The 25470-nt window shown below is 36.4% G+C and carries 26 protein-coding genes and 1 tRNA gene; 26 read left to right on the top strand and 1 reads right to left on the bottom strand.

The genetic code is table 11. The features are described 5' to 3' along the window. Positions 1 to 8: 8 nt before the first annotated feature. The 21 genes from spoIIIAC (at position 9) to glgA (ending at position 18593) form a co-directional block, all read left to right on the top strand. Entirely contained in the window at positions 9 to 203 is a 195-nt protein-coding gene (spoIIIAC, locus tag EUBELI_RS05300; RefSeq protein WP_012739330.1) for a stage III sporulation protein AC, read from the top strand. A gap of 6 nt (positions 204 to 209) precedes the next feature. Continuing rightward, complete coding sequence (locus EUBELI_RS05295; protein ID WP_147345962.1) at positions 210 to 599, top strand: SpoIIIAC/SpoIIIAD family protein; 390 nt, start codon at positions 210 to 212, stop codon at positions 597 to 599. A gap of 20 nt (positions 600 to 619) precedes the next feature. After that, positions 620 to 1717 carry a stage III sporulation protein AE gene (locus EUBELI_RS05290; protein ID WP_012739328.1) on the top strand — a complete coding sequence of 366 codons (1098 nt, stop codon included), beginning with the start codon at positions 620 to 622 and terminating at the stop codon, positions 1715 to 1717. A gap of 15 nt (positions 1718 to 1732) precedes the next feature. After that, positions 1733 to 2242: a stage III sporulation protein AF gene (locus tag EUBELI_RS05285; RefSeq protein WP_012739327.1), complete on the top strand. Its 510-nt coding sequence runs from the start codon at positions 1733 to 1735 to the stop codon at positions 2240 to 2242. After that, positions 2235 to 2642, top strand: a complete 408-nt coding sequence (locus EUBELI_RS05280; protein WP_012739326.1) for a hypothetical protein — start codon at positions 2235 to 2237, stop codon at positions 2640 to 2642. The genes EUBELI_RS05285 and EUBELI_RS05280 overlap by 8 nt, the downstream gene beginning before the upstream one ends. 17 nt (positions 2643 to 2659) lie before the next feature. After that, positions 2660 to 3247, top strand: coding sequence for a SpoIIIAH-like family protein (locus EUBELI_RS05275; RefSeq protein WP_022098650.1), 588 nt, complete (start codon positions 2660 to 2662; stop codon positions 3245 to 3247). Between the two features lie 57 nt (positions 3248 to 3304). Continuing rightward, the gene (locus tag EUBELI_RS05270; protein ID WP_041688098.1) at positions 3305 to 3691 is read left to right on the top strand and encodes an Asp23/Gls24 family envelope stress response protein; all 387 of its coding nucleotides are present in this window, start codon (positions 3305 to 3307) and stop codon (positions 3689 to 3691) included. 16 nt (positions 3692 to 3707) lie between these two features. After that, positions 3708 to 4130, top strand: coding sequence for a transcription antitermination factor NusB (gene nusB / locus EUBELI_RS05265; RefSeq protein WP_022098648.1), 423 nt, complete (start codon positions 3708 to 3710; stop codon positions 4128 to 4130). Positions 4131 to 4160: 30 nt separating this feature from the next. Next, positions 4161 to 5372, top strand: coding sequence for an exodeoxyribonuclease VII large subunit (xseA, locus tag EUBELI_RS05260; protein ID WP_012739322.1), 1212 nt, complete (start codon positions 4161 to 4163; stop codon positions 5370 to 5372). Next, positions 5357 to 5557 (top strand): exodeoxyribonuclease VII small subunit, encoded by a 201-nt coding sequence (xseB, locus tag EUBELI_RS05255; RefSeq protein WP_012739321.1) that lies wholly within the window; start codon positions 5357 to 5359, stop codon positions 5555 to 5557. Before xseA ends, xseB begins: the two co-directional genes overlap by 16 nt. Beyond that, positions 5550 to 6443 carry a polyprenyl synthetase family protein gene (locus EUBELI_RS05250; RefSeq protein ID WP_012739320.1) on the top strand — a complete coding sequence of 298 codons (894 nt, stop codon included), beginning with the start codon at positions 5550 to 5552 and terminating at the stop codon, positions 6441 to 6443. The genes xseB and EUBELI_RS05250 overlap by 8 nt, the downstream gene beginning before the upstream one ends. A 12-nt stretch (positions 6444 to 6455) precedes the next feature. Next, positions 6456 to 8345 carry a 1-deoxy-D-xylulose-5-phosphate synthase gene (gene dxs / locus EUBELI_RS05245; RefSeq protein ID WP_012739319.1) on the top strand — a complete coding sequence of 630 codons (1890 nt, stop codon included), beginning with the start codon at positions 6456 to 6458 and terminating at the stop codon, positions 8343 to 8345. After that, positions 8338 to 9141 (top strand): TlyA family RNA methyltransferase, encoded by an 804-nt coding sequence (locus tag EUBELI_RS05240; RefSeq protein ID WP_012739318.1) that lies wholly within the window; start codon positions 8338 to 8340, stop codon positions 9139 to 9141. Before dxs ends, EUBELI_RS05240 begins: the two co-directional genes overlap by 8 nt. Before the next feature lie 40 nt (positions 9142 to 9181). Beyond that, positions 9182 to 10063 (top strand): NAD(+)/NADH kinase, encoded by an 882-nt coding sequence (locus EUBELI_RS05235; protein WP_012739317.1) that lies wholly within the window; start codon positions 9182 to 9184, stop codon positions 10061 to 10063. A 12-nt stretch (positions 10064 to 10075) separates the two neighbouring features. Then, on the top strand, positions 10076 to 10531 hold the full coding sequence (argR, locus tag EUBELI_RS05230) for an arginine repressor (protein ID WP_012739316.1): 456 nt from the start codon (positions 10076 to 10078) through the stop codon (positions 10529 to 10531). Between the two features lie 23 nt (positions 10532 to 10554). Further along, on the top strand, positions 10555 to 12228 hold the full coding sequence (gene recN / locus EUBELI_RS05225; RefSeq protein ID WP_012739315.1) for a DNA repair protein RecN: 1674 nt from the start codon (positions 10555 to 10557) through the stop codon (positions 12226 to 12228). 86 nt (positions 12229 to 12314) lie between these two features. Further along, positions 12315 to 13565 (top strand): SpoIVB peptidase, encoded by a 1251-nt coding sequence (gene spoIVB, locus EUBELI_RS05220; RefSeq protein ID WP_012739314.1) that lies wholly within the window; start codon positions 12315 to 12317, stop codon positions 13563 to 13565. Positions 13566 to 13583: 18 nt separating this feature from the next. Continuing rightward, a complete protein-coding gene (locus EUBELI_RS05215) occupies positions 13584 to 14933 on the top strand; it encodes a sodium-dependent transporter (protein ID WP_012739313.1) in 1350 nt (449 codons plus the stop codon). A gap of 152 nt (positions 14934 to 15085) precedes the next feature. After that, on the top strand, positions 15086 to 15871 hold the full coding sequence (gene spo0A / locus EUBELI_RS05210) for a sporulation transcription factor Spo0A (protein WP_041688096.1): 786 nt from the start codon (positions 15086 to 15088) through the stop codon (positions 15869 to 15871). Between the two features lie 124 nt (positions 15872 to 15995). Then, positions 15996 to 17045, top strand: coding sequence for a C40 family peptidase (locus EUBELI_RS05205; RefSeq protein WP_012739311.1), 1050 nt, complete (start codon positions 15996 to 15998; stop codon positions 17043 to 17045). Between the two features lie 111 nt (positions 17046 to 17156). Next, entirely contained in the window at positions 17157 to 18593 is a 1437-nt protein-coding gene (glgA, locus tag EUBELI_RS05200) for a glycogen synthase GlgA (RefSeq protein WP_012739310.1), read from the top strand. A gap of 80 nt (positions 18594 to 18673) precedes the next feature. On the opposite strand, the gene EUBELI_RS05195 is transcribed toward glgA, so the two are convergent. After that, positions 18674 to 18756 (bottom strand) — tRNA-Leu (locus EUBELI_RS05195). A gap of 117 nt (positions 18757 to 18873) precedes the next feature. On the opposite strand from EUBELI_RS05195, the gene EUBELI_RS05190 reads away from it, so the two are divergent. Genes EUBELI_RS05190 through EUBELI_RS05170 form a run of 5 tightly spaced genes read left to right on the top strand, consistent with a single transcriptional unit; the run spans position 18874 to position 25437 of the window. Continuing rightward, a complete protein-coding gene (locus tag EUBELI_RS05190; RefSeq protein ID WP_041688094.1) occupies positions 18874 to 19242 on the top strand; it encodes a zf-HC2 domain-containing protein in 369 nt (122 codons plus the stop codon). 15 nt (positions 19243 to 19257) lie between these two features. Next, a complete protein-coding gene (polA, locus tag EUBELI_RS05185; protein ID WP_012739308.1) occupies positions 19258 to 21942 on the top strand; it encodes a DNA polymerase I in 2685 nt (894 codons plus the stop codon). Then, on the top strand, positions 21942 to 22532 hold the full coding sequence (gene coaE / locus EUBELI_RS05180) for a dephospho-CoA kinase (RefSeq protein ID WP_012739307.1): 591 nt from the start codon (positions 21942 to 21944) through the stop codon (positions 22530 to 22532). The genes polA and coaE overlap by 1 nt, the downstream gene beginning before the upstream one ends. A gap of 38 nt (positions 22533 to 22570) precedes the next feature. Continuing rightward, a complete protein-coding gene (locus EUBELI_RS05175) occupies positions 22571 to 24625 on the top strand; it encodes a cell division FtsA domain-containing protein (RefSeq protein WP_012739306.1) in 2055 nt (684 codons plus the stop codon). 2 nt (positions 24626 to 24627) lie between these two features. Beyond that, on the top strand, positions 24628 to 25437 hold the full coding sequence (locus EUBELI_RS05170; RefSeq protein WP_012739305.1) for an MBL fold metallo-hydrolase: 810 nt from the start codon (positions 24628 to 24630) through the stop codon (positions 25435 to 25437). Positions 25438 to 25470: the final 33 nt, after the last annotated feature.

Below are 25470 nucleotides of genomic sequence, written 5' to 3'. Positions count from 1 at the left end.
GGTGAAGTATGGAGGTAAGCATAATATTCAAAATTGCAGCGGTAGGCATAGTTGTTTCAATACTTAACCAGATATTAAAGCATAATGGAAGAGATGACCAGGCAGCGCTTACTGCACTGGCAGGGCTTCTTATTGTCATATACTGGATATTACCTTATATACTTGAATTGTTTACTACCATGAAAAAGCTTTTTGAATTGTGATAGGGGGTGGTACATATTAATGTGTTGTCGCTTTCGGTGTGTGCAGTTACAGGTGTGATTCTTGCTCTGGTTTTGAAAAGTACAGGCTCTTCAATGGGGACTTTTGTGTCAGTTGTTCTGTGTGTAGGAACAGCAATGCTTGTATTTAACGGGCTTATATCCGTGTACACAAGAATCAATATGTTTACTGCCGGTATTAATCAGGAATATATAAAGCTGATAGTCAAAGTTATAGGTATATCGTATGTAACAGAAATATCATCAAATATATGTAAAGAAAATGGATTTGCAGCACTTGCGTCAGCTATGGAAATATACGCCAGGATTTCTGTTGCGGGTTTATGCATACCGGTTATAGTAACTCTTTTTGAAATGGTTTCAGAGGGGATTGTCTGACTAAGAAAATAATTGCCTTTATGATAGCGTTTCTGGCGGCGCTCATCATACAGAAAACATATATATATGCACAGGATGAGGATACAGTTAATTATGATTCACTGATAGATGAAGCTGATTACAGTGGCATAGACAGTACGCTTGATGATTATGGCTGGAAGGGGACATCTTTTAAAGAACTTGTCAGGTCGGTTGCCAGTTCGGATACGGATATAGGCTTTAACTTTACCGAAACAGTTACCGAGGCAATTATTTCTAACAGAACAGTTCTGATACAGATATTACTTTTATCTATATGCGCAATGTTTCTTACTGTGCTTGATAAAAATGCATCTGATTCAGCGATGCTTTTTATATCATTCATTCTTATGACGCTGATAGTTGCGGTGTTTATTAATGCAGCAAGGACAGGCTATGAATGTGTTCAGATGTCGGTTGATATATACAAGGCACTCTGCCCGGTGTTTTTTCCGGCAGTTGCATATTCGTGTGGGGCATCAAGTGCTGCAGCATATTATGAGATAATTCTTTTTCTTATGTACATAGTTAATGTCCTCGTGAAAAATGTTCTTATGAGATGTAATTATGTATATATGATATTAGGCATGTTTGATACATTCAGTGAAAAAGATAAGTTCAACAAAATGTGCCAGCTTATAACAAAGATTATAAAATTGTCAGTAAAAGGAATGCTTATGTTTTTTCTGGGACTTAACGGAATAAAAAGTCTGATACTTCCATTAAGCGATTCACTTAAAATGTCCGTTTTATTCAAAGCTGTTTCTATGATTCCTGGCATTGGAAACAGTGCACAGACTGTATCTAAGACAATTGCAGGGTCTGCTGTGCTTGTCAAGAATTCTATTGGTGTGTCTGCGGTTATTGTTATGGCTGTAATAATAGGAATTCCTCTTCTTAAGCTTGTTGTCATGGCATTGTTATATCAGATTCTTGGAGCAGTATTAGAACCTGTGGCAGACAGCCGTATAGTCAAAGCTGTTCTTGTTCTGTCAGGAAGTCTTGAAAATATGATATATATGATTGCTGTCACAGTTGTTCTTATGTGCCTAACAATGGCAATTATATGCTTTGCAACTAATATTAATCTATATGTTTAAATGTGGTAATGTGCAATGACAGGTATTATTAACTGGTTTAAAACAATATTTATTCTTGAAATTACAGGAGAGATTGCATTAAAGCTTGTGCCACCAAAGTATAAGGAATTCATAGCATTTGTAATGAAACTGATACTTGTAATGGCGATAATAATTCCGCTGCTTAATATTAAGAATGCAGATATAAGTGAGATTACGGATGGTATAAGTAATGGATTTAAAACATATTCTAAGGAGAACGATAATGTCTCACAGGCTTTATATAATACTTCAGACAAGAAAATGGCTGAAAAAATTATAAGTGAAGATATCAATAGCACTGCAGCTTCTTACGGTCTGGAAACTGTTTCTGTAAAATGCAGCTTCACATCAGATATGACGGCGGTCAGTATGATAAATGTATATGTTAAAGAAAACAATATTGCAGGCAATGATAATATTGACAGATTAAGAACAGATATAGCTGGCAGGTATGAAATATCTGTAGAACAGATAGATATCAGGGAGGCAGGCGTAAGTGGATAATGGTGGTAAAAATGAATCATTTTTTACAGGATTACTGAATAAAACAAGGAAAGACAAAATATTTATAGTAATACTGGCAGGGATACTTATGATGGTGATTGCAATGCCAACTAAAAGTTCATCTGCAAAAAGTTATACAACAGGTCCGGTTATATCCACAGGGTCAGAAGATTATGAGAAAAATCTTGGCGAAGAACTACAGCAGATGCTTGAAAATACAGATGGAGTAGGCAAAGTAAAGACCCTGGTAAAAACAAATGATACAAAAGAGGTTACAGGTGTATTAGTAGTGTGTGAGGGAGGTGATGATAAAAATCTGGTTGCTTATATCACAGATGCGATAAATGGCCTTTTAGGTGTTCCTGTACATAAAATTAAAGTGATGAAAATGTCGGAATAATTTTTTTGGAGGCAGTTTTGAAAAGAGTAAAAAAGAATCATATTATAATTACGGCACTTGCTATAATGATAGCTGCTGCCGGGTATATTAATTATGCGGGTGACCTTGATAATATAATTAAAGTTAAAGATAAAGAAAAGGCAGCTGCGGTTGTAGCTGACAATGTGTCAACAGATAGTAATGAGGCTGAGGCTGCTGACACAGATTTTACAGATGAGCCGGGAACTGTTATACTTACATCAGCAGGAGTTAAGTCAGAGGCTGTTGCAGCTGCTAAGTTAAACAGGGAACAGGTCAGAGCTTCAAGCATAGAGAATCTGAAAAGCATAGCTGATGATGCAGGTATTGCTGAGGATGCTAAGAAAGCAGCAGTTGAACAGCTTGCAAAGCTTGAGAACAATGCTGATAAAGAAACGGCAATAGAACTTTTGTTATCAGCTAAAGGCTTTGATTCATCGGTAGTTACAGTATCTGATACCAATGTGGATGCTGTTATTAATGTATCAGAGCTTTCAGATACAGATAAAGCACAGATTGAAGATATAATTAAAAGAAAAACTGGCTTTGCTGCGGATAAGATAACAATAAATATTTGCAATAATTAGTGTTTATGTTATAATCTTTTTAACTTTGAGTTAAATATGAATATATGGAGGACGGTTATGACAAAAGAGTTTGAAGATAGAGGTACAACTTATTCTATACATGAGAATGTTAATATTGGCGAAGTTAAGGTGGCTGATGAAGTTGTAGCTATTATTGCTGGTCTTGCTGCTACAGAGGTTGAAGGTGTTGACAGCCTTGGCGGTAATATCACTAATGAAATCGTAAGCAAGCTTGGAATGAAGAATCTTTCTAAGGGTGTTAAGGTAACAGTTGAAGAGTCAAGTGTCCTTGTAGATATAACACTTAATCTTAAGTATGGAACACAGATACCAGCTGTTTCAGCTAAGGTTCAGGATAAGGTTAAGTCTGCAATAGAGACAATGACAGGACTTTCAGTTACAGAGGTCAACATTAAGGTTGCCAGTGTTAATGTAGAAAATTAAATTCAGGAGTTAAAAGATGACAAGATCTACAATGAGGGAGCATATTTTTAAGTTATTATTCAGAGCTCCTTTTATCGATAACAAAGATGAGTATGAAGAGCAGATTAATCTGTATTTTGCAGATGCAGATATGGTAGATGCTTCACATCTTAAGGAAGAAGAATATAATTACATCAAGGATAAGACATTAGCAATAGCAGAGCTTATACCTGAGCTTGATGAGAAAATCGATTCTGTATCTGAGGGATGGCCAACAAGCCGTCTAGGAAAGACAGAGCTTTCTATTATGAGACTTGCTGTGTATGAGATGCTTTATGATGAGGATATTCCTACTAATGTAGCACTCAATGAAGCTGTTGAGCTTGCCAAGAAGTATGGCTCGGCTGACAGCACAGCAGCTTTTGTTAATGGTGTATTAGGCAAGTTAATTAAAGAGTAATGCAGTTTTTTGCATGTAAAGTGAGGATATATGGCTGGAGTATATACTGTAAAGCAGGTGAATTCCTATATTAAGAATATGTTTAAGCAGGATTTTCTGCTTAACTCGGTTTCTGTTAAGGGGGAGATATCTAATTGCAAGTATCATACCTCCGGTCATATTTATTTTACTTTAAAGGATGCTGATGCGGCACTTTCTGTCATTATGTTTGCAAGTCAGGCTGCAAGGCTTAGCTTTAAGTTAAAAGATGGAATGTCTGTTGTTGTTTCAGGAAGAGTAGATGTATTTGACGCTGCCGGTAAATACCAGCTGTATGCCAATACTGTACAGCAAGAAGGTATTGGCGAACTGTATCAGAAGTATGAACAGCTTAAGCAGTATTATGAAGATATGGGCTACTTTGCTAAAGAGTATAAAAGACCGCTTCCTGCATTTACCAGGAAATTAGGTGTTGTAACATCCAAGACAGGTGCAGCAGTTCAGGATATTATGAACATTTCCAAAAGGCGTAACCCTTATATCCAGATTGTACTTTATCCTGCATATGTTCAGGGAGAACATGCAAAGCAGTCAATTGTAAGCGGAATTACCAGACTTGATAAGATGGGGCTTGACTGTATTATAGTAGGACGAGGCGGCGGTTCAATAGAAGATTTATGGGCTTTTAATGAACCTGAGGTTGTAGAGGCTGTGTTTAACGCTTCAACACCAGTAATATCAGCAGTAGGACATGAGACAGATTTTACACTCACTGATTTTGTAGCTGATATGAGAGCACCCACACCTTCTGCTGCGGCAGAGCTTGCTGTTACAGAGGTAGCGGCTGTTGAAAACAGGATATATGAATATGAAAGACGGTTAAAGCAGCAGATGATGTATTCGTTGTCTGCAAAAAGAGACTATCTGGAAAGATTAAAGCTACAGATGGAATATCTTAACCCTGTCAATCAGATATATGATAAAAGACAGCGGCTTATGAATATAGAAGATAAGCTGAACATGTTAATAAAAAGATGTGCGGCTGAAAATAGAAACAGACTTCGTCTGTATGCTTCGAAACTTGAGGGGTTAAGTCCTTTGAAAAAGCTTGATATGGGCTATGGCTATATTGAGAATTCTGAAGGTAACAGAATTGTATCAGCCGGTCAGGTGTCGTCAGATGACGAGATTACAGTTTATCTTAAAGATGGAAGCATCAGATCTAAGGTTATTGAGGTAGGGGAAGCATGGCAAAAACATTAGAACAGTCATTTAAAAGACTTGAAGAAATAATTGCACAGATGGAAAAATCAGACACAACACTTGATGCATCATTTAAAATGTATCAGGAGGGGATGAAGCTTGTCGAAAGCTGTAATAACCAGCTTGACAAGGTTGAGAAACAAATCATAGTTTTGAATGATGATGGAGAACAGGACGATGAGTGATTTTAAGAATGAATTGGAACAGGAAGTAGTTTTTATTAATGATATAATATTAAGATATCTTCCTGAGGAAACAGGACTTGATAAGAAGATAAGAGAATCCATGAATTACAGTGTTAATGCAGGCGGCAAGAGAGTAAGGCCGATGCTTATGCTTGAAGTATATAAACTTTGTGGCGGCAATGACTGTCAGGTTGTCTATCCGTTTATGGCAGCACTGGAATGTATTCATTCATACTCACTTGTGCATGATGATCTTCCTGCAATGGATAATGATGATTACAGAAGAGGAAGACTTACAACACATAAGGTATTCGGAGAAGATTTCGGAATACTTGCAGGAGACGGACTTCTTAATCTTGCTTATGAGATTATGGCTGAAGCGCTTGTATCAGGTGAAGGTGATATAGAAACAAAAGCCAAAGCAATGGAGGTTATTGCAAGAAAAGCAGGAATAAAAGGCATGGTAGGCGGACAGGCTGTTGATGTAGAACTTACAGGCAGGACTTTATCAGAAGAACAGCTTGATTTTATATTCAGATTAAAAACAGGTGCACTGATTGAAGCAGCATTTCTTGCCGGAGCATATCTTGCAGGTTGTGATGATGAGACTGCTGACAAGTTATGCAGGGCAGCATCACTTATAGGATTTGCATTCCAGATAAGAGACGATATCCTTGATGTCACAAGTTCTTTAGAAGAGCTTGGAAAGCCTGTATTTTCAGATGAAAAGAACAATAAAACAACATATGTTACTTTATATGGAATGGAAAAAGCTGAGGCAGATGTAGAGTCTATGTCTGATGAGGCTTTAGATATAATTAAAAGTGTTGGAAAGAATGAATTCTTAGAGGAGCTTGTTCTTAACCTTATACACAGAAACAAATAAAGCAGGTGCATTATGATTCTTGAAAAGATAAATAAACCGAATGATATTAAACAATTATCTCCAATTGAATATAATCAGCTTGCGGATGAAATCCGTGGATTTCTTATAGAAAAGATTAGTAAGACAGGTGGACATCTGGCATCTAATCTTGGTGTGGTTGAGCTTACAATGGCACTTCATCTGGCATTTAATCTGCCGCAGGACAAGCTTATATGGGATGTTGGACACCAGTCATATACCCATAAGATTCTTACAGGAAGAAAGAACCAGTTTGACCAGTTAAGAAAATTTGGCGGAATGAGCGGATTTCCTAAGAGAAATGAAAGTCATTTTGATGCATTTGACACAGGACACAGTTCGACTTCAATATCGGCAGGACTTGGTCTTGTCAAGGCAAGAGATTTAAAAAATGAGCATTACAATGTTGTCTCTGTTATAGGAGATGGTGCGCTTACTGGCGGAATGGCCTATGAGGCACTTAATAATGCTTCTTCACTTAAGACTAATTTTATTATTGTGTTAAATGATAATACTATGTCAATAGCCAAGAATGTTGGCGGTGTACCACATATGCTTAGTAATATAAGGTCATCAGATTCATATTATGACCTTAAGGAAAATGTGACTAATACTCTGTATAAGCTTCCGGGTGGAGACCATATTGTAGAAAGAATCAAGAAAACCAAGAGTAATCTTAAGCAGATAATACTTCCAGGACAAATGTTTGAATGTATGGGAATATCTTATCTTGGCCCAGTTAATGGACATGATATTGAGAAGCTTATTAAGGTGTTTCATGTTGCTAAACGAATTAACGGTGCAGTTATCATCCATGTTGTAACACATAAAGGACATGGATATAAACCTGCAGAGCGTAATCCGGCTAAGTTTCATGGAATAGGACCATTTGATATTGTAACAGGAAAAGAATTGAAATCATCTGATAAGCCGACTTATTCTGATGTATTTTCGGAAAAAATATGCCAGCTTGCCAAAAAGGATAAGTCAATTGTTGCGGTTACTGCAGCAATGCCTGATGGAACAGGACTTAATAAATTCTCTAAATGGTTTCCTGACAGATTTTTTGATGTCGGAATCGCAGAAGAGCATGCTGTTACGTTTTCGGCTGGAATGGCAGCAGGTGGTCTTAAACCTGTATTTGCTGTGTATTCTTCATTTTTACAAAGAGCTTATGACCAGATACTTCACGATGTATGTATCCAGCATCTTCATGTGGTATTTGCAATTGACAGGGCAGGGCTTGTTGGAAGTGATGGTGAGACACATCAGGGTATATTCGACCTTTCATTTCTGACTTCAATTCCAAACATGACTGTTATGGCACCTAAGAATGGCAGTGAACTTTCAGCAATGCTTGAATTCGCTCTGCTTAACTTTAATTCCCCGGTTGCAATAAGATATCCAAGAGGTCAGGCGTATGATGGTCTTGAAGAGCATAATGCACCAATCCGGTACGGAAAAGCCGAGATGATTATTGAAGAGTCTGACATTGCATTTGTTGCAGCAGGCAATATGCTTATTACGGCACAGGCAGTCAGAGAAAAGCTTAAAGAAAAGGGTTATAATATAACAATTGTCAATGAGCGTTTTATTAAGCCGGTTGATACCGATATGTTGGACAGATTATCAGAGTCTCACAGACTTATAGTTACTATGGAAGAAAATGTTTTGTCAGGTGGCTTTGGTGAAGCGGTCTGTCAATATTATGATGATACATGCAATGACATAGATGTACTTAATATTGCACTGCCAGATGATTATGTTGAACATGGCAATGTTGATATTCTGCGACGGGAATCAGGTGTTGACAGAGACAGTATTATTGCGAAGGTGCTTAACAGATGGGCAAATGTATTGAATAAGGACAAGAGAAATGAGTAAAGAAAGATTAGATGTTTTATTAGTTAATAAAGGGCTTGCGACTTCAAGAGAGAAGGCAAAAGCTATTATTATGTCTGGCAATGTATATGTTGACGGACAGAAGGAAGACAAGGCAGGTCAGTCATTTCCTGACACTGCAGTGATAGAGGTCCGCGGAACAACTCTTAAGTATGTTAGCCGTGGTGGTCTTAAGCTTGAGAAAGCTATGCAGAATTTTGATGTGACGCTTGAAGGCAAGATATGTATGGATGTAGGTTCATCAACGGGTGGATTCACTGATTGCATGCTTCAGAACGGTGCAATTAAAGTCTATGCTGTCGATGTAGGACATGGACAGCTTGACTGGAAGTTGCGCAATGATGAGAGAGTTGTATGCATGGAAAAAACTAATATCCGTTATGTAACCCCTGATGATGTTGCGGACAGAATACAGTTTTCAAGTATAGATGTATCATTTATCTCACTTACTAAGGTACTTACTCCAGTAAGAAATCTTCTTACAGATGATGGCCAGATAGTGTGTCTTATCAAGCCACAGTTTGAGGCAGGACGTGAGAAGGTAGGAAAGCATGGCGTTGTAAGAGATAAAGATGTGCATATAGAAGTAATCAATAAGGTTATTGATTATGCAATGTCAATAGGATTTGAAATCCTTAATCTTGAGTTCAGTCCTGTTAAGGGACCTGAGGGGAATATTGAGTATCTGTTGCATTTGCAGAAAATTGCAGAACCACAGATAAAGGAAATTCCATTTGTTGTAGAAAATGTAGTTGAAAAAGCTCACGAAGTATTGTAATATATATTTAATTCTTTTCGTATACTAAATGAGGTTCAGCATGAAATATTTTTATATTGTTACTAACAGGTTTAAAGATCCAGATGGTGTTAATACAAGAAAGATTGCACATTTTTTACGCTCAAAAGGAGCTGAATGTGTATGCCAGATAGAACAGGAAAAGGCATTTAATAAAACAGGTTCATACAGTGATGTAAGACTGGTTCCTAATAATACTGAATGTGTTATTGTTCTTGGAGGTGATGGTACACTTATTCAGGCATCAAGGGAGTTGTCTGAGAAGGATATTCCTTTTATAGGCGTTAACATCGGAACTCTTGGTTATCTTACAGACACAGATATGTCAAGCTTTGAGGAGACATTAGAGAGTCTTCTTAGAGACGATTATGAGATTGACAGACGCATGATGCTTGATGGATGTATATATCGCGGTGAAGAACGCATTTTTTCTGATATGGCACTTAATGATGTTGTAATTAACAGAAATGGTGCTTTAAGAATTATTGATTTTGATATATATGTCAATGGCGAGTATCTTAATACATATTCGGCTGACGGGGTAATTGTTTCGACCGCAACAGGATCGACAGCGTACAGTCTGTCAGCAGGAGGACCTATAATACAGCCGACAGCAAGACTTATAATGGTGACACCTATATGTCCGCATTCACTTAATCAGAGAAGTATTATATTTGCTGCTGATGATGAGATTATGATTGAGATGAAGGATAATAAAAGCTCATCAGGAAGAATGACGGGTTCTCTTAAGAATGACAGCGCAAGAGTTGCCACATTTGATGGAGAAAGCTTCTGTGAAGTTGTAACGGGAGACAGAATTGTTATTACGCAGTCAGAGCGTATATCAAGATTTGTCAAGACAAGCAGAATTTCATTCTTAGAGAGAATAAGGAACAAAATGTAGTTGGGGATAATTATGAAAACAGACAGACATAAAAAGATATTAGAAGTAATTGACAGATACGAAGTTGGAACACAGGAGGAGCTGGCAAAGATTCTGAACGATGAAGGCTATAATGTTACGCAGGCTACTGTTTCAAGAGATATAAGAGAACTTAATCTGTCAAAAGTTTCTGTGGATGGTAAGAGAACAAGGTATGCAACACTTACAAAGGACAAACCTGTTGCAAGTGATAAATTTTTAACGGTTCTTAAAGAAGGCTTTGTATCAATGGATATGGCACAGAATATTCTTGTAATTAAGACTGCACCTGGAATGGCAATGGCTGTATGTGCAGCAATAGATGCACTGGAATGGAATGAGATTGTAGGTTCTATTGCAGGAGATGATACTATCATGTGTGCAGTAAGGACAGTTAATGATACTTTGCTTGTTATGAACAAGATTAAGAAACTTATTAAGAACAATTAATAGACAGAATTGAAAGGCAGGATATGTTAGTTAATTTACATGTTAAGAATCTTGCACTTATAGAAGAAGAGAATATTGATTTTGATGAAGGACTTAATATACTTTCTGGTGAAACCGGTGCAGGTAAATCTATTATTCTCGGTTCTATTAATGCTGCATTAGGAAGCAAGACATCACCTGATTTTATAAGGTCAGGATGTGAATATGGACTTTCAGAGATAACATTTGCAATACCAGAAGATAAGATTGAACGAATCAAAGAACTGGGGGTTATATCATGCGATGACGGTGAACTTGTTATTTCGAGGAAAATTATGGCAAATCGTTCGCAGATTAAGGTTAACGGACAGTCTTTTACATCAGCCCAGACAAGAGTTCTTGCACATGAACTGATTGATATTCACGGACAACATGATAACCAGCTGCTTATGGATGAGAGTAATCATTTGTCTGTAATTGATGATTATGATAACAGTATTAATCCACTTCTTGATTCGTATAAAGAATGCTATAAGGAATATACTATATGCAAAAAAGCATATGAAAGTCTTTCTGGTGATGATGAATCAAGGATTAAAGAGATGGCTTTTCTTCAATATGAAATCAATGAGCTTGAATCAGCTGCTTTAAAACCTGGAGAAGATGAACAGATTGAAGCTGATTACCGGAGAATGAGTAACTTCCAGAAGATTGCAGGAAATCTTTCTGAGGTGTCGATGCTGCTTTCAGAAGGTGACAATAATCTTAGTGATATGGCAGGAGCTGCATTAAAGAATATGATAGCTGCAAGCGAATATGATGAATCTTTGAAAGATGACTGTGATATTCTAGCTGATATTGAGAATCTTATATCAGATGTGGCTCATAACCTTTCATCTTATATGGATGATTTTACATTTGACCAGTCTGAATTCAATACACTTGAAGAAAGACTTGATATGATTAATTCTCTTAAGATGAAATATGGCAAGTCGATTGAAGATATATTATCTGTTCTTGATAATAAGAAACAGAAGTTATCTGAATATGAGAATTATGATGAAGTTGTTGCTGCAAGAAAAGCTGAATATGATAGAACTTATAAAAAACTTATGAATGCAGCTTTTCTTTTAAGCAGCCAGAGAAAGAAAACAGCACTAAATTTTTCGCAGGATATAATAAATGCCTTAAAACAGCTTAATTTTCTTGATGTAAGATTTGAAGCTGAATTTGAAGAGAAAAATCCTGATTCAACCGGAACTGACAATGTCAGGTTTATGATATCAACTAATCCGGGTGAAGATATGAAGCCTCTTGCAAAGATTGCATCAGGTGGAGAATTGTCAAGAATCATGCTTGCTATTAAAAGTGTAATGGCAGAGACAGATGTATCCAAAACACTGATATTTGATGAGATTGATGCAGGAATCAGCGGAAAGACGGCACAGCTTGTTGCAGAGAAGTTAAATACACTCTCAAAAACTCATCAGATAATATGCATTACCCATCTGCCTCAGATTGCGGCAATGGCTGATAATCACTATGTTATTGAGAAGTCTACTAAAGATAATCGGACAATAAGTAACATAACAAAGCTTTCATATGATGAAAGTATAGGTGAGTTAGCAAGAATGCTTGGCGGTTCAAGTATTACAGATGCAGTTGTGTCTAATGCAAAAGAACTTAAGAATATGGCACAGACGGCAAAAAATAATTAAATACATTTTAACTGAATTTACAGTAATACCCTTTTTTAAAAGTATTTCATTGGTCAATACTAATCTTAGAAGGATGGTGGATTGATATGAAGAATTTTAAAAAAGGGTTAATTTATGCCGGGGTTCTGGCATTTTGCATAGGTTTTGGAGCTTATATATACTGTAATTCAATTAAGAAAAAGATTCCAGATAAGCTATATATATATAAGCAGGATAAGGCTGTTTTTTCTATGGACATACCTGTTGTTGGTACTGTATATGACAGCAGTAATAATATATGTGCCGATAATATTGATTTTGGAAAGCAGGTTACAATTCAGTCGGGAAATACCGGTCAGTATTATGTGGATTATAAGCTTTTTGGACTGCTTTCTGTCGCAAGGACACATATGGAGGTAGTCGATGAAAAATACATTTATTCCGGAGGTTTTCAGGTCGGTATATATCTTAAATGTAATGGAGTATATGTTGTTAATACAGAAACAATATGCACATATGACGGGCAAAATGTTGTTCCTGCCAAAGGAAAGATTAATAAAGGTGATTATATAATTAAAGTTAATGGCTCTCAGACAGATACGAAAGAACAGCTTTTACAGGCGGTGTCAGAATCGGCGGGAAATAGTATGGACATAACCGTCAGGCGGGATGGTCAGGAAATTGAAGAGCAGATTATACCTGTGAAAAATGTTGCAGGGGAATACAAACTTGGAATCTGGGTTAAAGATGATACACAGGGTGTTGGAACTGTTACTTATGTGTGTGAAGATGGCACATTTGCAGCATTAGGACATGGAATATCGGATAACGAAACAGGGAATGTGCTTGATATAAGAGATGGCATGATATACAGAACAAGAATTCTGTCTATTGTACCCGGAAAAAATGGAGAGCCTGGAGAGCTTCTTGGTACGATTGATTATAGAGAGGACAACATAGGAAGTATAAGCCGTAATACTGATAAAGGCATATATGGTGAAAATGCGTACTCTTTATATAAGGAGTATTCACCAGAACTGATGAAAGCAGCCGGGTCATATGAAGCTTCAAAAGGAACAGCATATGTGAGGTTTTATAACAATGGCAGTTTTCATGATTATGAAATTGATATAACAGATTTAAAGTATGGCGATTCTAAGAATATAACATTTAAGGTGACATCAGGAGAGCTTCTCAAGCTGACTAATGGAATTGTACAGGGGATGAGTGGGAGCCCGATTATTCAGAATGGAAAGATAATTGGGGCTGTCACACATGTATTTGTAGATGATTCTACTTGCGGATATGGTATATTTATTGATAGAATGCTTGATAAAGACGAAAAAGAAACTAATTAAGAAAAGGATTATGATACGATGGAAAGAGAGAAATTTGGCAGCAGACTTGGATTCATACTTATAAGTGCAGGCTGCGCAATCGGAATTGGAAATGTATGGCGTTTTCCATATGTTGCAGGCAATAACGGAGGTGGAATATTTGTTTTATTATATATGTTGTTCCTTCTTATGTTTGGAATTCCTGTACTATCAATGGAACTTGCAATGGGAAGAGCTTCTAAAAGCAGTATAATAAGGGCATATCATGAATTGGAGCAACCTGGACAGAAGTGGCATATTCATGGATATCTTGGAATGATAGGCAATTATATACTTTTATTCTTCTATACTACTGTTTCAGGATGGATGTTAGGATATTTTATCAAGTATGTAACTGGTGATATTACTAAAAACACTGACAGTTCACAGATGTTTGCTGATGTAACTGCTAATCCATGGATAATGTTTGTGTGGATGGCAGTAATAGTTCTTATTGCGGTTATTGTTTGCAGTATGGGACTTCAGAATGGTGTTGAGAAGATTACAAAATATATGATGCTTATTCTTCTTGGACTTATTGTTGTTCTTGCTATCCACAGTCTTACACTTGATGGTGCCGGAAAAGGAATGCAATATTTTCTTGTTCCTGATATGGATAAGATAAAAGAGGTTGGCCTTGGAAATATTATTATTGAGGCAATGAGGCAGGCTTTCTTTACTTTAAGTGTAGGAATGGGTTCAATGATGATATTTGGAAGTTATATTGGGAAAGAACGTGCGCTTGTAGGAGAGGGAATACAGATTACATTACTTGACACATTTGTTGCAATTATGTCAGGAGTTATCATATTTCCAGCATGTATGTCATATAATATACCAACAGACAGTGGTCCAAGCCTTATATTTGTCACACTTCCAAAGGTGTTCGAACATATGTCAGGTGGAAGATTCTGGGGCACAATGTTTTTTCTTTTTATGACATTTGCGGCATTATCCACAGTTATTGCTGTTCTGGAGAATATTATTGCATGCAATATGGAAGCTTTTGGATGGAACCGTAAGAAAGCAGGTGTAATTAACCTGTTTATTATAATTATCATGAGTATTCCATGCATTCTTGGCTTCAATGTATTAAGTGGATTTACACCGCTTGGTGCTGGAACTAATGTGCTTGATCTGGAAGATTTCCTTGTAAGCAGCCTTATTCTCCCTATAGGAAGCCTTGTTATACTTCTTTTCTGTACGACTAAGCATGGCTGGGGATATGATAATTATATGAATGAAGTTAATACAGGAAAGGGTATTGGCATGCCTAAGATTTTTAAGTTTTATCTTAAATATATCCTGCCTCTGGTTATTTTATTCATTATTATTGATGGTTTGATTTAATAATCATAAATATGTGTCGAATTTTGTCGAATGCTGCGATATCTTGCGATAAAAAGTGCTTGCGGACTGCTGCTGTTAAAACTATACTAGTTGTTGTGAAGTTAAGATGTGTCGGAATAATTAATTTTCACAATATGAAAGGGCTTGGATCAATGGAGAGGACGAAAATAGCTATTGCAGATGATAATCAGAATATTCTGGAAGCACTAAAAAATGTTATTGATGAAGAAGAGGACATGACAGTTGTAGGAATTGCAGATAACGGAGCTGACACTGTTAAGATAATTCATGAAAGCAATCCTGATGTTGTTTTATTGGATCTGATTATGCCGGGAATTGACGGTATTACTGTTATGGAAAAAGTAAGAGAGGATAAATCAATAAATTCTAAGCCGGACTTTATTGTAATAAGTGCTGTTGGAAGAGATAGTGTAACTGAGGATGCATTTAATATGGGAGCAGCATATTACATAATGAAACCTTTTGACAATGAGGTACTGGTCAACAGAATACGATACATAAGAAATCAGCATAACAAGACAAATGTTAAATCAATTCCGAAAGAGCCGGTATCTATTACAGATCGAAATCTGGAAACAGATATAACCAATATAATACACGACATAGGAATCCCTGCACATATAAAGGGATATCAGTATCTTAGAGATTCTATTACTCTTTCAGTAAAGAATGCAGAAGTGATAAATAGCGTAACGAAGGTGCTTTATCCAACTATAGCAAGAAAATATGAAACAACTTCAAGTCGCGTAGAAAGAGCAATAAGACATGCTATTGAAGTAGCATGGAACCGCGGAAATACAGATACGCTGAATGATTTATTTGGGTACACAATTAATTGTGGAAAAGGTAAGCCTACTAATTCGGAATTTATTGCTCTGATATCAGATAAAATCCGTATCCAGTATAATATTAAATAAATAACACACACATTTTTCACATATAATTAGTTGTAAAGCCTTGAAATATCGTGTTTTATATATTATAATTACAAAATCGTAAACGATTTTTAACAATTTTGTAATAATTTTAATTGAGGTATATATGCGTAGGAGAATTTTTAAAGGTTTTGCAGCTATTTTATTGACATCAACTATAACGGTATCGACAGTATTTGCAGTTTATGCAGATGATGTTGATAAATTAAAGCAGCAGAAGAAACAGACAGAACAGGAACTTGATGACCTTCAGAACCAGTGGGCTTATCTGTTACAGCAGATGGATGATTTGGAACTCAAGATGGCTAATAAATCTGATGAAATTGATGCTGCCAATGTTAAACTTAAAGAAGCTGAAAAGGTTCAGGCTGCACAGTATGATGATATGAAGCTTCGTATTAAGTATATGTATGAAGATCAGTCTGTATCTTTAGCAGAGGTGTTTCTTACTTCATCAGATATGAGTACAATGCTTAATAAAGCTGTTTATATGCAGGAAGTATATAATTATGACCGGAATAAACTTGATGAAATGGCTAACACAGCTAAAGAAATTCAAGATCTTAAAACCAGTCTGGAAAATGATAAAAAAGAACTTGATGAGGCGCAGGCTCAGTTGACTGAGAAACAGGCTCTTCTTTACAGTACAATTCAAGAAACACAGGCTAAAGCAGATGATGTGAGCAGCCAGCTTGAATCCGCTGTTAAGAAAGCTGCCGAAGTTGCAGCGAAGAAAGAACAGGAACGTCTGGCAGCAGCAGCCGTTTCAATACAGCAGAATATAGCAACACCGGCTAAAGGAGATTCTTCTGTAGCTAATGGGGTGGTTTCTTTAGCATATTCACTTCTTGGAGTTCCATATGTAAGCGGCGGAAGTTCACCATCAGGTTTTGACTGCTCAGGATTTACTTCATATCTGTTCAGACAGTATGGAATTAGTATTTCAAGATCATCAAGTGCCCAGGCATATGGTGGTACAGCGGTTAACGGACTTGCCAATGCACAGCCTGGTGATGTTATATGTTATCCGGGACATGTTGGAATATATGTAGGTGGAGGACAGATGATTCATGCTAATGTTCCAGGTGGTTCAGTAAGGCTTGTTGGTGTTAATTCAATAGGTATGAGCGTAATTGCCATAAGACGTTACTGGTAATATTCTAATATATGTGATATAATGAGTGCAGTTTTACAGGGACTGCACTTATTTTTTTATAAATGCATGAAGAGTATGGGATTATAATTAAGAAGAAATGAGGACTAATGTATGAAAAATGTATTGTTGATTGCATCAGAGGCTGTACCATTTATTAAGACAGGCGGACTTGCTGACGTTGCAGGTTCACTTCCTAAGTATTTTGACAAGACTAAGTTTGATGTAAGAGTAATGATACCTAAGTATACATGTATACCTTGGGAGTATCGTGAAAAGATGGTTTATAAGACACATTTTTACATAGATCTTGCCTGGAGAACACAATATGTAGGTGTTTTTGAATTAGAGTGGAATGGTGTGACATTTTACTTTATTGATAATGAATTCTATTTTGGTGGTAATAAGCCATACAGTTGGATTCATGAGGATATTGAGAAGTTTGCATTCTTTAGCAAGGCTGCACTTTCAGCCCTTCCTGTGCTTGGCTTCAGACCAGATATAATTCATTGTAATGACTGGCAGACAGGTCTTATTCCTGTATATCTTAAGGAAAGATTTTCTCAGGGAGAGTTTTATCAGGGTATCAAGTCTATTATGACTATACATAATCTTAAGTTCCAGGGCATATGGGATCTTAAGAAAGTTAAGGATATTACAGGACTTCCAGATGAATATTTTACATCAGATAAGCTTGAAGCCTATGATGATGCTAATTACTTAAAAGGTGGTATCGTATATGCTGACAGGGTTACAACTGTAAGTGAGACTTATGCAGAAGAGATAAAGACACCGTTTTATGGCGAGAATCTTGATGGACTTATGAGAGCAAGATCTAATGTTTTATCAGGTATTGTTAATGGTATTGATTATGATGAATATAATCCAGAGACAGATAAGAGAATTCCCAACAACTATAATCAGGTAACTTTCAGAAAAGAAAAGTGGAAGAACAAGGTTGCACTTCAGAAGGAACTTGGACTTACAGAGGATAAGGGTAAGTTTATGATTGGGCTTGTATCGAGACTTACAGACCAGAAGGGACTTGATCTTGTAGCATATGTTATGGATCAGCTCTGTGCAGAAGATGTACAGTTTGTTGTTCTTGGTACCGGTGAAGAGAGATATGAGAATATGTTCAGACATTATGACTGGAAATATAATGACAGAGTATCAGCTAATATATATTATTCAGAAGATATGTCACATAAGATATATGCAGCCTGTGATGCATTCCTTATGCCGTCATTATTTGAACCTTGTGGACTTTCACAGCTTATGAGCCTTAGATATGGAACAGTTCCTATAGTAAGAGAAACGGGTGGCCTTAAGGATACTGTAGAGCCATATAACGAATATGAAGGTAAGGGAACAGGATTTTCTTTTGCTAATTATAATGCACATGAGATGCTTGGTATTGTTAATTATGCTAAGGATGTATATTACAATCATAAGAGAGAGTGGAATAAGATTGTTGACAGGGGAATGAAGACAGACTTCTCATGGAACAGTTCAGCTAGAAAGTATGAAGAACTTTATAATTCACTTTAATTAAGTGACAGTTTTGCATTTAACGGTGATTTTCTATAAAAGAAAAAGGAAGCTGCGATAAAAGCAACTTCCTTTTTTAATGCAGGTGGCGGGACTTGAACCCGCACGATGTTACCACCGGCAGATTTTGAGTCTGCTGCGTCTGCCATTCCGCCACACCTGCGCGACTTTGATAGTTTATCATAATAAATCTTAAAAATCAAGTAAAGAATACTTGCGTACATAATAAATTTCGAATATTATTTTATTATTGTATTATAATCCTTTTATGGAGGCGTTTATGGATAACTGTAAGGAAATCCAGAGCAGGATAGAAAGCTTTGAACATGGAAATCTGTCACTTAAAGATGAAGAAGCATTTACCAATCATATTCTTAAATGTGCAGACTGTCGTGAAGAGATGGAGATATATTATATAATTTCATATGGATTAGATGATGATAATGAAAAGGAAATTAAGAATTGCAGATATAGTCAGTACTTAGATGCATTTGATTTTACAGGGCTGGTTGAACAGAAATTAAAAGATAGTGAAGATAAATGTTTATTTTTAAGACAGTGGACTCATTTTACCAGAGTAAGATATATTTTTGTTTCTACAGTTATGATTCTTACAGCCTTGCTTCTTATCATTATTAAATTCTTTTAAAGATGGGAGATTGTTATGAGTGAAAAACTTATATTAATAGATGGACACAGCATATTAAATAGGGCATTTTACGGAGTTCCTGACCTTACTAATGCAGAAGGCATACATACCAATGCAATGTATGGCTTTCTTAATATTTTATTTAAATTTCTTGATGAAGAAAAGCCTGACTATATTACGGTTGCATTTGATTTATCTGCACCGACATTCAGACATAAGGTGTTTGATGGATATAAAGGAACAAGAAAGCCTATGCAGCCAGAACTAAAGCAGCAGGTTCCTCTTATGAAGGAGCTGCTTAAAGCAATGAATATTACAGTTGTCGAGCAGGAGGGATACGAAGCTGATGATATTCTAGGTACAATTGCGAAGGAAAGTGCTGCGAAAGGAATAGATGTATCAATTGTTTCAGGTGACAGAGATTTACTTCAGCTTGCAGATGAGCATATTAAGATAAGAATACCGAAGACAAAGAAAGGCGTAACAGAGGTTGAAGATTATTATCCATCAGATGTATTTAATCTGTATGGAGTTACTCCTCATGAATTTATAGATGTTAAAGCACTTATGGGCGATACATCTGATAATATACCGGGAGCACCGGGAGTAGGACCTAAGACAGCGTCGGCTATTATTCAGAAATATCATAGTCTTGATAATGTTTTTGAACATCTTTGCGAGTTGAAGCCGCCTAAAGCAAAAATATCAATAACTGAGAATGTCGAGCAGATTAAGATGAGCAGATTCTTGTCAGAGATTAAAATCGATGTTCCGATTGATTATAAAGTTGAAGATTCTAAAGCAGGTGATTTCTTTAATGAGAATTCATATGAACTTTTTAAAAAGTATAATTTTAAAAATATGCTAAAGAAGTTTGAGAATACAGATATAATTGCTAAAGACCCTGAATGTTATGAATATTTCAAGAAGATATCTGATTTTGCTGATGTTGAAAATGTATTTAACAAAGCGGTGGATATAGCAGGTGGGATTGAAAAAATCGGACTTTCTATTGTAAGAGAAAATGAACTGATTGCAGTTGGAATAACACTTTCAGATACAGAAATATATTATATCCCGGTATCGGGTTTTGTTACAGAGAGTTATCTTGCAGACCGTCTGTCAGATGTTGTAAGCGTGGCTTCTAACAGAAATATAGCATCTGCCAATATTAAAGATTATCTTGATATATTTGAAAAAGACAAGATAAATGGCTATCCGCTTGTTTCAGAAAAAGCATTTATTGATACTGCAATTGCGGCATATCTGCTTCATCCAAGTAACGAAAGTTATGATTATGAAAGTCTTGGAAGAGAGTTTTTATCATTAACATATCCTTCAAAAACAGAACTTCTGGGTAAATTGTCAATTAATAAGGCAGTAAATGAAGCGGAAGACAATCTTATTAAGTATGCATGTCTTTCATCATATGCTTATTACAAATGTGCTGATAAAATTACAGAACAGTTAAAGAGTGAGAATATGTATGAGCTGTTTGAAACTATAGAAATGCCTCTTATATTTGTTCTTTTTGAAATGCAGCAACAGGGCATAAGTGTTGATAAACAGGCACTTGTAGATTATTCAAAGGTACTTGGAACTAAGATTTCAGTCCTTGAGAAAGAGATATATGAAGCAGCAGGCGAAGAGTTCAATATCAATTCACCAAAGCAGCTTGGTGTTATACTTTTTGAAAGGCTTGGAATGCCTAACGGAAAGAAGACAAAGAGTGGTTATTCAACAGCTGCAGACGTACTTGAAAAGCTTGCACCTGATTATCCGGTTGTAAGTAAGATTCTTGAATACAGACAATTAGCAAAGCTTAAATCAACTTATGCTGACGGACTTACACAGTATATATCAGAAGATGGAAGGATTCATGGTACATTTAACCAGACAATAACTGCAACTGGAAGAATAAGCAGTACAGAGCCTAATCTTCAGAATATTCCTATAAGAATGGAGATGGGTAAGGCTATAAGAAAGGTATTTGTTCCAAAGGATGGCTTTGTATTTTTGGATGCCGATTACTCTCAGATAGAGTTAAGAATACTTGCTCATATGTCAGGGGATGAGAAGCTCATTGAGGCGTATAATTCATCAGCAGATATCCACAGAGCAACGGCGGCACAAGTCTTTGGCGTACCGCTCGAAGAGGTTACTGATGAACAGAGAAGAAATGCCAAGGCAGTTAATTTCGGCATTATCTATGGAATGAGTTCGTTTGGATTAAGCCAGGATCTTAGTATTTCAAGGAAAGAAGCTAAAGAATATATTGAAAGATATTTTGCAAGCTATCCGACTATCAAGACATTTATAGACGGACTCGTAAGTGATGCCAAAGAAAAAGGATATTCACTTACAATGTATAACAGAAGAAGAGAAATTCCTGAGATTAAATCTTCTAATTTCATGCAGCGTTCTTTTGGAGAGAGAGTTGCCATGAATGCACCAATTCAGGGAACTGCAGCCGATATTATCAAGCTGGCAATGATTAATGTATATAATGCACTTAAGGAGCATAATCTCAGGTCAAGACTCATATTGCAGGTTCATGATGAGCTTCTTGTTGAGACGGCAGAGGATGAGGTTGATACTGTAAAGCAGATTATGCTTGATGGAATGAAGAATGCAGTAAGCCTTAAGGTACCTCTTGAGGTAGATTTAAAGGAAGGAAAAGACTGGCTGGAGGCACACTGATGAAAGTTATTGGAATCACAGGTGGTGTAGGAGCAGGAAAATCTTCTGTTCTTGCACTCCTTAAAGAAATGTGTTCCTGCGACATTATACAGGCAGACCTTGTTGCAAGAAATATATACCAATCAGGCAATATTGGATTTAAAAAGGTCGTTGATATATTCGGGGAGCAGATTGTAGGAGAGAATGGAGAGATAAACAGACCTCTTCTCGCAGATATTATATTTAAGAACCCTAATAAGAGAATCGTTCTTAACAGCATAATTCATCCTCTTGTAAAACAAGAGATTATTAATCAGATTAATAATCATAAGATAGCAGGTGATGTTGATTACTGTTTTGTTGAGGCAGCACTGCTTATTGAAGATCACTATGATATATTCATGGATGAGATATGGTATATATATGTTTCGGAAGATGAGAGAAGAAAAAGACTTGCTGCTTCAAGAGGCTATTCTGATGAAAAGATATCAGACATATTTAAAAGCCAGCTATCTGATGCTGAGTTCAGAAAGCATGCAGATAAAGTGATTGATAATGGCGCAGATATAGAAAAAACACGCGCCCAGCTTGAGATTATGCTTGGAATATGATACATTTATACATAATTTGTTTATTCTAGAGGTAGGGTATGGATAATACACAGTCAAGAAAAGAGACCCTTGTTTTTGGTCTTGATATAGGAACAAGAAGTATTGTCGGTGTTGTTGGATACATGGAAAGAAACCGTTTTAAGGTTATTGCAATGGCTGAGCAGAAGCATGAGACCAGAGCAATGCTTGATGGTCAGATTCATGATATCTATAAAGTTGGCGATACAATCAGAAAAGTTAAGAATTCTCTTGAAAACCAGCTTGGAAGGGAACTTTCAGAAGTATGCATAGCTGCTGCTGGACGAGTTCTTAAAACTATTAATTCGTCTGCTGAGTATGAATTTGAAGAGGAAACACGGGTTACGCAGGAACATATCTATTCACTTAATCTTCTGGCGGTTGAGAATGCACATAATAAGATTAACGAAAAAGAAGATAAAGCAAGATTTTATTGTGTCGGAAACACCCCTATAAGATATCAGCTTAACGGCTATGATATTAATAATCTTGAGGGGCATAAGGCTTCTAAGATTTCAGTTGAACTTATTGCTACATTTTTGCCGGAAGAGGTAGTTGATGGACTTTATGAGGCTGTTGAATATGCCGGACTTAATGTTGAAAGTCTTACATTAGAGCCTATAGCAGCCATGAATATAGCAATTCCTGAGCAGTACAGGCTTCTTAACATAGGGCTTGTAGATGTAGGTGCAGGAACATCAGATATCTGTCTTACAAAGGATGGCTGTATAATTGCATACGGCATGATACCTTGCGCAGGTGATGAGATAACAGAGTGCATCGCAAAAACTTACCTTGTTGATTTTAATACTGCTGAAAAGATTAAAATGTCTGCAAGCTCTAAGAAAAAAGGGCTTGTAACATTTAAAGATATAATGGGTATCACGCAGAAGGTAGATGCACTTGAAATAAGAAATGCAGCAGCTGATGTTGTGGATGCGATGGCAAAGGATGTTGCAGAAAAGATTATTGAGCTTAATGGCGGTAAGCCTGTAAATGCTGTGTTTGTTGTCGGAGGTGGTGGCAAGATACCAGGTTATACAGAAAGAGTGGCTGATTGTCTTGGAATACCGCACCAGAGAGTAGCAGTAAGAGGTGAAGAAGTACTTACATCAGTTGATTTTCAGGTTGACAATTTCAAGAAGGATTCATTATATGTAACTCCTGTCGGTATATGCACTAATTATTATACGCAAAAGAACAATTTTGTATTTGTTACTGTTAATAAAGAACGAATAAAGCTCTATGATACAAGTAATCTTACAGTTGTAGATGCTGTTATGCAGATTGGCTTCCCTAATGAAAAGCTTTTCCCAAGAAGAGGAGCAGAGATTAACTTTACTGTTAATGGAAAGTCAAGACTTGTAAGGGGAAGTGCCGGGGAAGGTGCAGTTGTTACGCTTAATGGAAGACCGGCTAATCTTCATACTCCGATAGAACAGAATGATATAATAGTTGTAACAGAATCTACAGTAGGAGAACCGGCAAGCATAACAATAGGACAGCTTGAAGAGTTTAATTCCCAGATAACATTTATAGTAAATGATAAAACTATCGTCTGCCCAAGATTTGCATATGTCAATGGAGAGTTAAAGTCAGAGTTCTATGATATTAATGATGGCGATAAAATCCGTATGGAGAATTTCTATACTGTTGCACAGCTTTTTGAGTTTCTTGACTTGGATTATAAGACACTTAATGTAACTGTTAATAATGAACCAGCAGATAAGAATACTAAAGTATATGAGAACTTTACGGTAAGAACATCTTCATTAGAGGAATATAATGAGAACATTATGGCATCAGAAAAGCTGCAGGAAGCAGAAGAAGTTGATGATAGTTCATCAGAAGAACCGGTTAAACAGCCGGTTAATATAACTATTATAGTTAATGGACAGAGAGTTGTTTTATCAGGCAAAACTAATTATATAGTTGTTGACCTGTTCCAGTTCTATCCATTTGATCTTACAATGGTAAGGGGAAATCTTGTATTCTTACATAACGGAAATGATGCTGATTATTCATCGCCACTTAATGATGGTGATGTTATAGAGCTTCGCTGGGAGGATAAATAATTATGAGAATGATGCCGATTGCCAGTGGAAGCAGTGGTAACTGTATTTATCTTGGTACAGAGGACACACATGTTCTTTTTGATGCTGGAATAAGCAGAAAGAGAATTGAAGAAGGACTTAATACGGCAGGTTTAAGCCTTAAAGATATTGATGCAATATTTGTAACACATGAACATATTGACCATACAAAAGGGCTTGGTGTTATATCAAGAAAAGATGGAATCCCAATCTATTCAACTTCTGGTACAATAGATGGAATTGAACAGATTTCATCACTTGGTAATATTCCAGATGGAATATTTAATAAGATAAATGCGGATGAAGATATTTCAATTGGAGATGTAACAGTCCATCCATTCCGTATATCACATGATGCTAACGAACCGGTTGCGTATACATTTACTCAAAAATGTGCAGATGGCATAAAAAAAGCATCGGTTGTAACTGATTTAGGGTATTTTGATGATTATGTGGTTGATAATCTGACAGAATCTGATATTATGCTTGTTGAGGCTAATCATGATATCAATATGTTACAGGTTGGTCCTTATCCTTTTTATCTTAAGAAAAGAATATTAGGTAATAAAGGACATCTCTCTAATGAGACATCTGGACAGCTTGTCAATTCCCTGCTTCATGATAAGCTTAAGAAAATATATCTTGGTCATTTAAGCAAAGAGAATAACTATGATAAACTTGCTTATGAGACGGTGAAGTTAGAAATTGATATGTCAGATAACTCATTCAAATCTTCGGATTTTGATATAGAGGTTGCAAAGCGTGATGTTTTATCAGGTATTTGCGAAATATAACAGGCGCTTACAAGGTGCAGAAAGAGGAAAGCT

It is taken from the genome of [Eubacterium] eligens ATCC 27750, from assembly GCF_000146185.1.
In the GTDB taxonomy this organism is placed as follows: domain Bacteria; phylum Bacillota; class Clostridia; order Lachnospirales; family Lachnospiraceae; genus Lachnospira; species Lachnospira eligens.
This window is presented reverse-complemented; position numbering and strand designations above follow the sequence as displayed.

Bases quoted from the DNA above. Each gene is read 5' to 3' on its own strand.
- spoIIIAC (WP_012739330.1), top strand. From the start codon at position 9: ATGGAGGTAAGCATAATATTCAAAATTGCAGCGGTAGGCATAGTTGTT.
- EUBELI_RS05290 (WP_012739328.1), top strand. From the start codon at position 620: ATGATAGCGTTTCTGGCGGCGCTCATCATACAGAAAACATATATATAT.
- EUBELI_RS05285 (WP_012739327.1), top strand. From the start codon at position 1,733: ATGACAGGTATTATTAACTGGTTTAAAACAATATTTATTCTTGAAATT.
- EUBELI_RS05270 (WP_041688098.1), top strand. From the start codon at position 3,305: ATGACAAAAGAGTTTGAAGATAGAGGTACAACTTATTCTATACATGAG.
- nusB (WP_022098648.1), top strand. From the start codon at position 3,708: ATGACAAGATCTACAATGAGGGAGCATATTTTTAAGTTATTATTCAGA.
- xseA (WP_012739322.1), top strand. From the start codon at position 4,161: ATGGCTGGAGTATATACTGTAAAGCAGGTGAATTCCTATATTAAGAAT.
- xseB (WP_012739321.1), top strand. From the start codon at position 5,357: ATGGCAAAAACATTAGAACAGTCATTTAAAAGACTTGAAGAAATAATT.
- EUBELI_RS05250 (WP_012739320.1), top strand. From the start codon at position 5,550: ATGAGTGATTTTAAGAATGAATTGGAACAGGAAGTAGTTTTTATTAAT.
- dxs (WP_012739319.1), top strand. From the start codon at position 6,456: ATGATTCTTGAAAAGATAAATAAACCGAATGATATTAAACAATTATCT.
- EUBELI_RS05240 (WP_012739318.1), top strand. From the start codon at position 8,338: ATGAGTAAAGAAAGATTAGATGTTTTATTAGTTAATAAAGGGCTTGCG.
- EUBELI_RS05235 (WP_012739317.1), top strand. From the start codon at position 9,182: ATGAAATATTTTTATATTGTTACTAACAGGTTTAAAGATCCAGATGGT.
- argR (WP_012739316.1), top strand. From the start codon at position 10,076: ATGAAAACAGACAGACATAAAAAGATATTAGAAGTAATTGACAGATAC.
- recN (WP_012739315.1), top strand. From the start codon at position 10,555: ATGTTAGTTAATTTACATGTTAAGAATCTTGCACTTATAGAAGAAGAG.
- spoIVB (WP_012739314.1), top strand. From the start codon at position 12,315: ATGAAGAATTTTAAAAAAGGGTTAATTTATGCCGGGGTTCTGGCATTT.
- EUBELI_RS05215 (WP_012739313.1), top strand. From the start codon at position 13,584: ATGGAAAGAGAGAAATTTGGCAGCAGACTTGGATTCATACTTATAAGT.
- spo0A (WP_041688096.1), top strand. From the start codon at position 15,086: ATGGAGAGGACGAAAATAGCTATTGCAGATGATAATCAGAATATTCTG.
- EUBELI_RS05205 (WP_012739311.1), top strand. From the start codon at position 15,996: ATGCGTAGGAGAATTTTTAAAGGTTTTGCAGCTATTTTATTGACATCA.
- glgA (WP_012739310.1), top strand. From the start codon at position 17,157: ATGAAAAATGTATTGTTGATTGCATCAGAGGCTGTACCATTTATTAAG.
- EUBELI_RS05190 (WP_041688094.1), top strand. From the start codon at position 18,874: ATGGATAACTGTAAGGAAATCCAGAGCAGGATAGAAAGCTTTGAACAT.
- polA (WP_012739308.1), top strand. From the start codon at position 19,258: ATGAGTGAAAAACTTATATTAATAGATGGACACAGCATATTAAATAGG.
- coaE (WP_012739307.1), top strand. From the start codon at position 21,942: ATGAAAGTTATTGGAATCACAGGTGGTGTAGGAGCAGGAAAATCTTCT.
- EUBELI_RS05175 (WP_012739306.1), top strand. From the start codon at position 22,571: ATGGATAATACACAGTCAAGAAAAGAGACCCTTGTTTTTGGTCTTGAT.
- EUBELI_RS05170 (WP_012739305.1), top strand. From the start codon at position 24,628: ATGAGAATGATGCCGATTGCCAGTGGAAGCAGTGGTAACTGTATTTAT.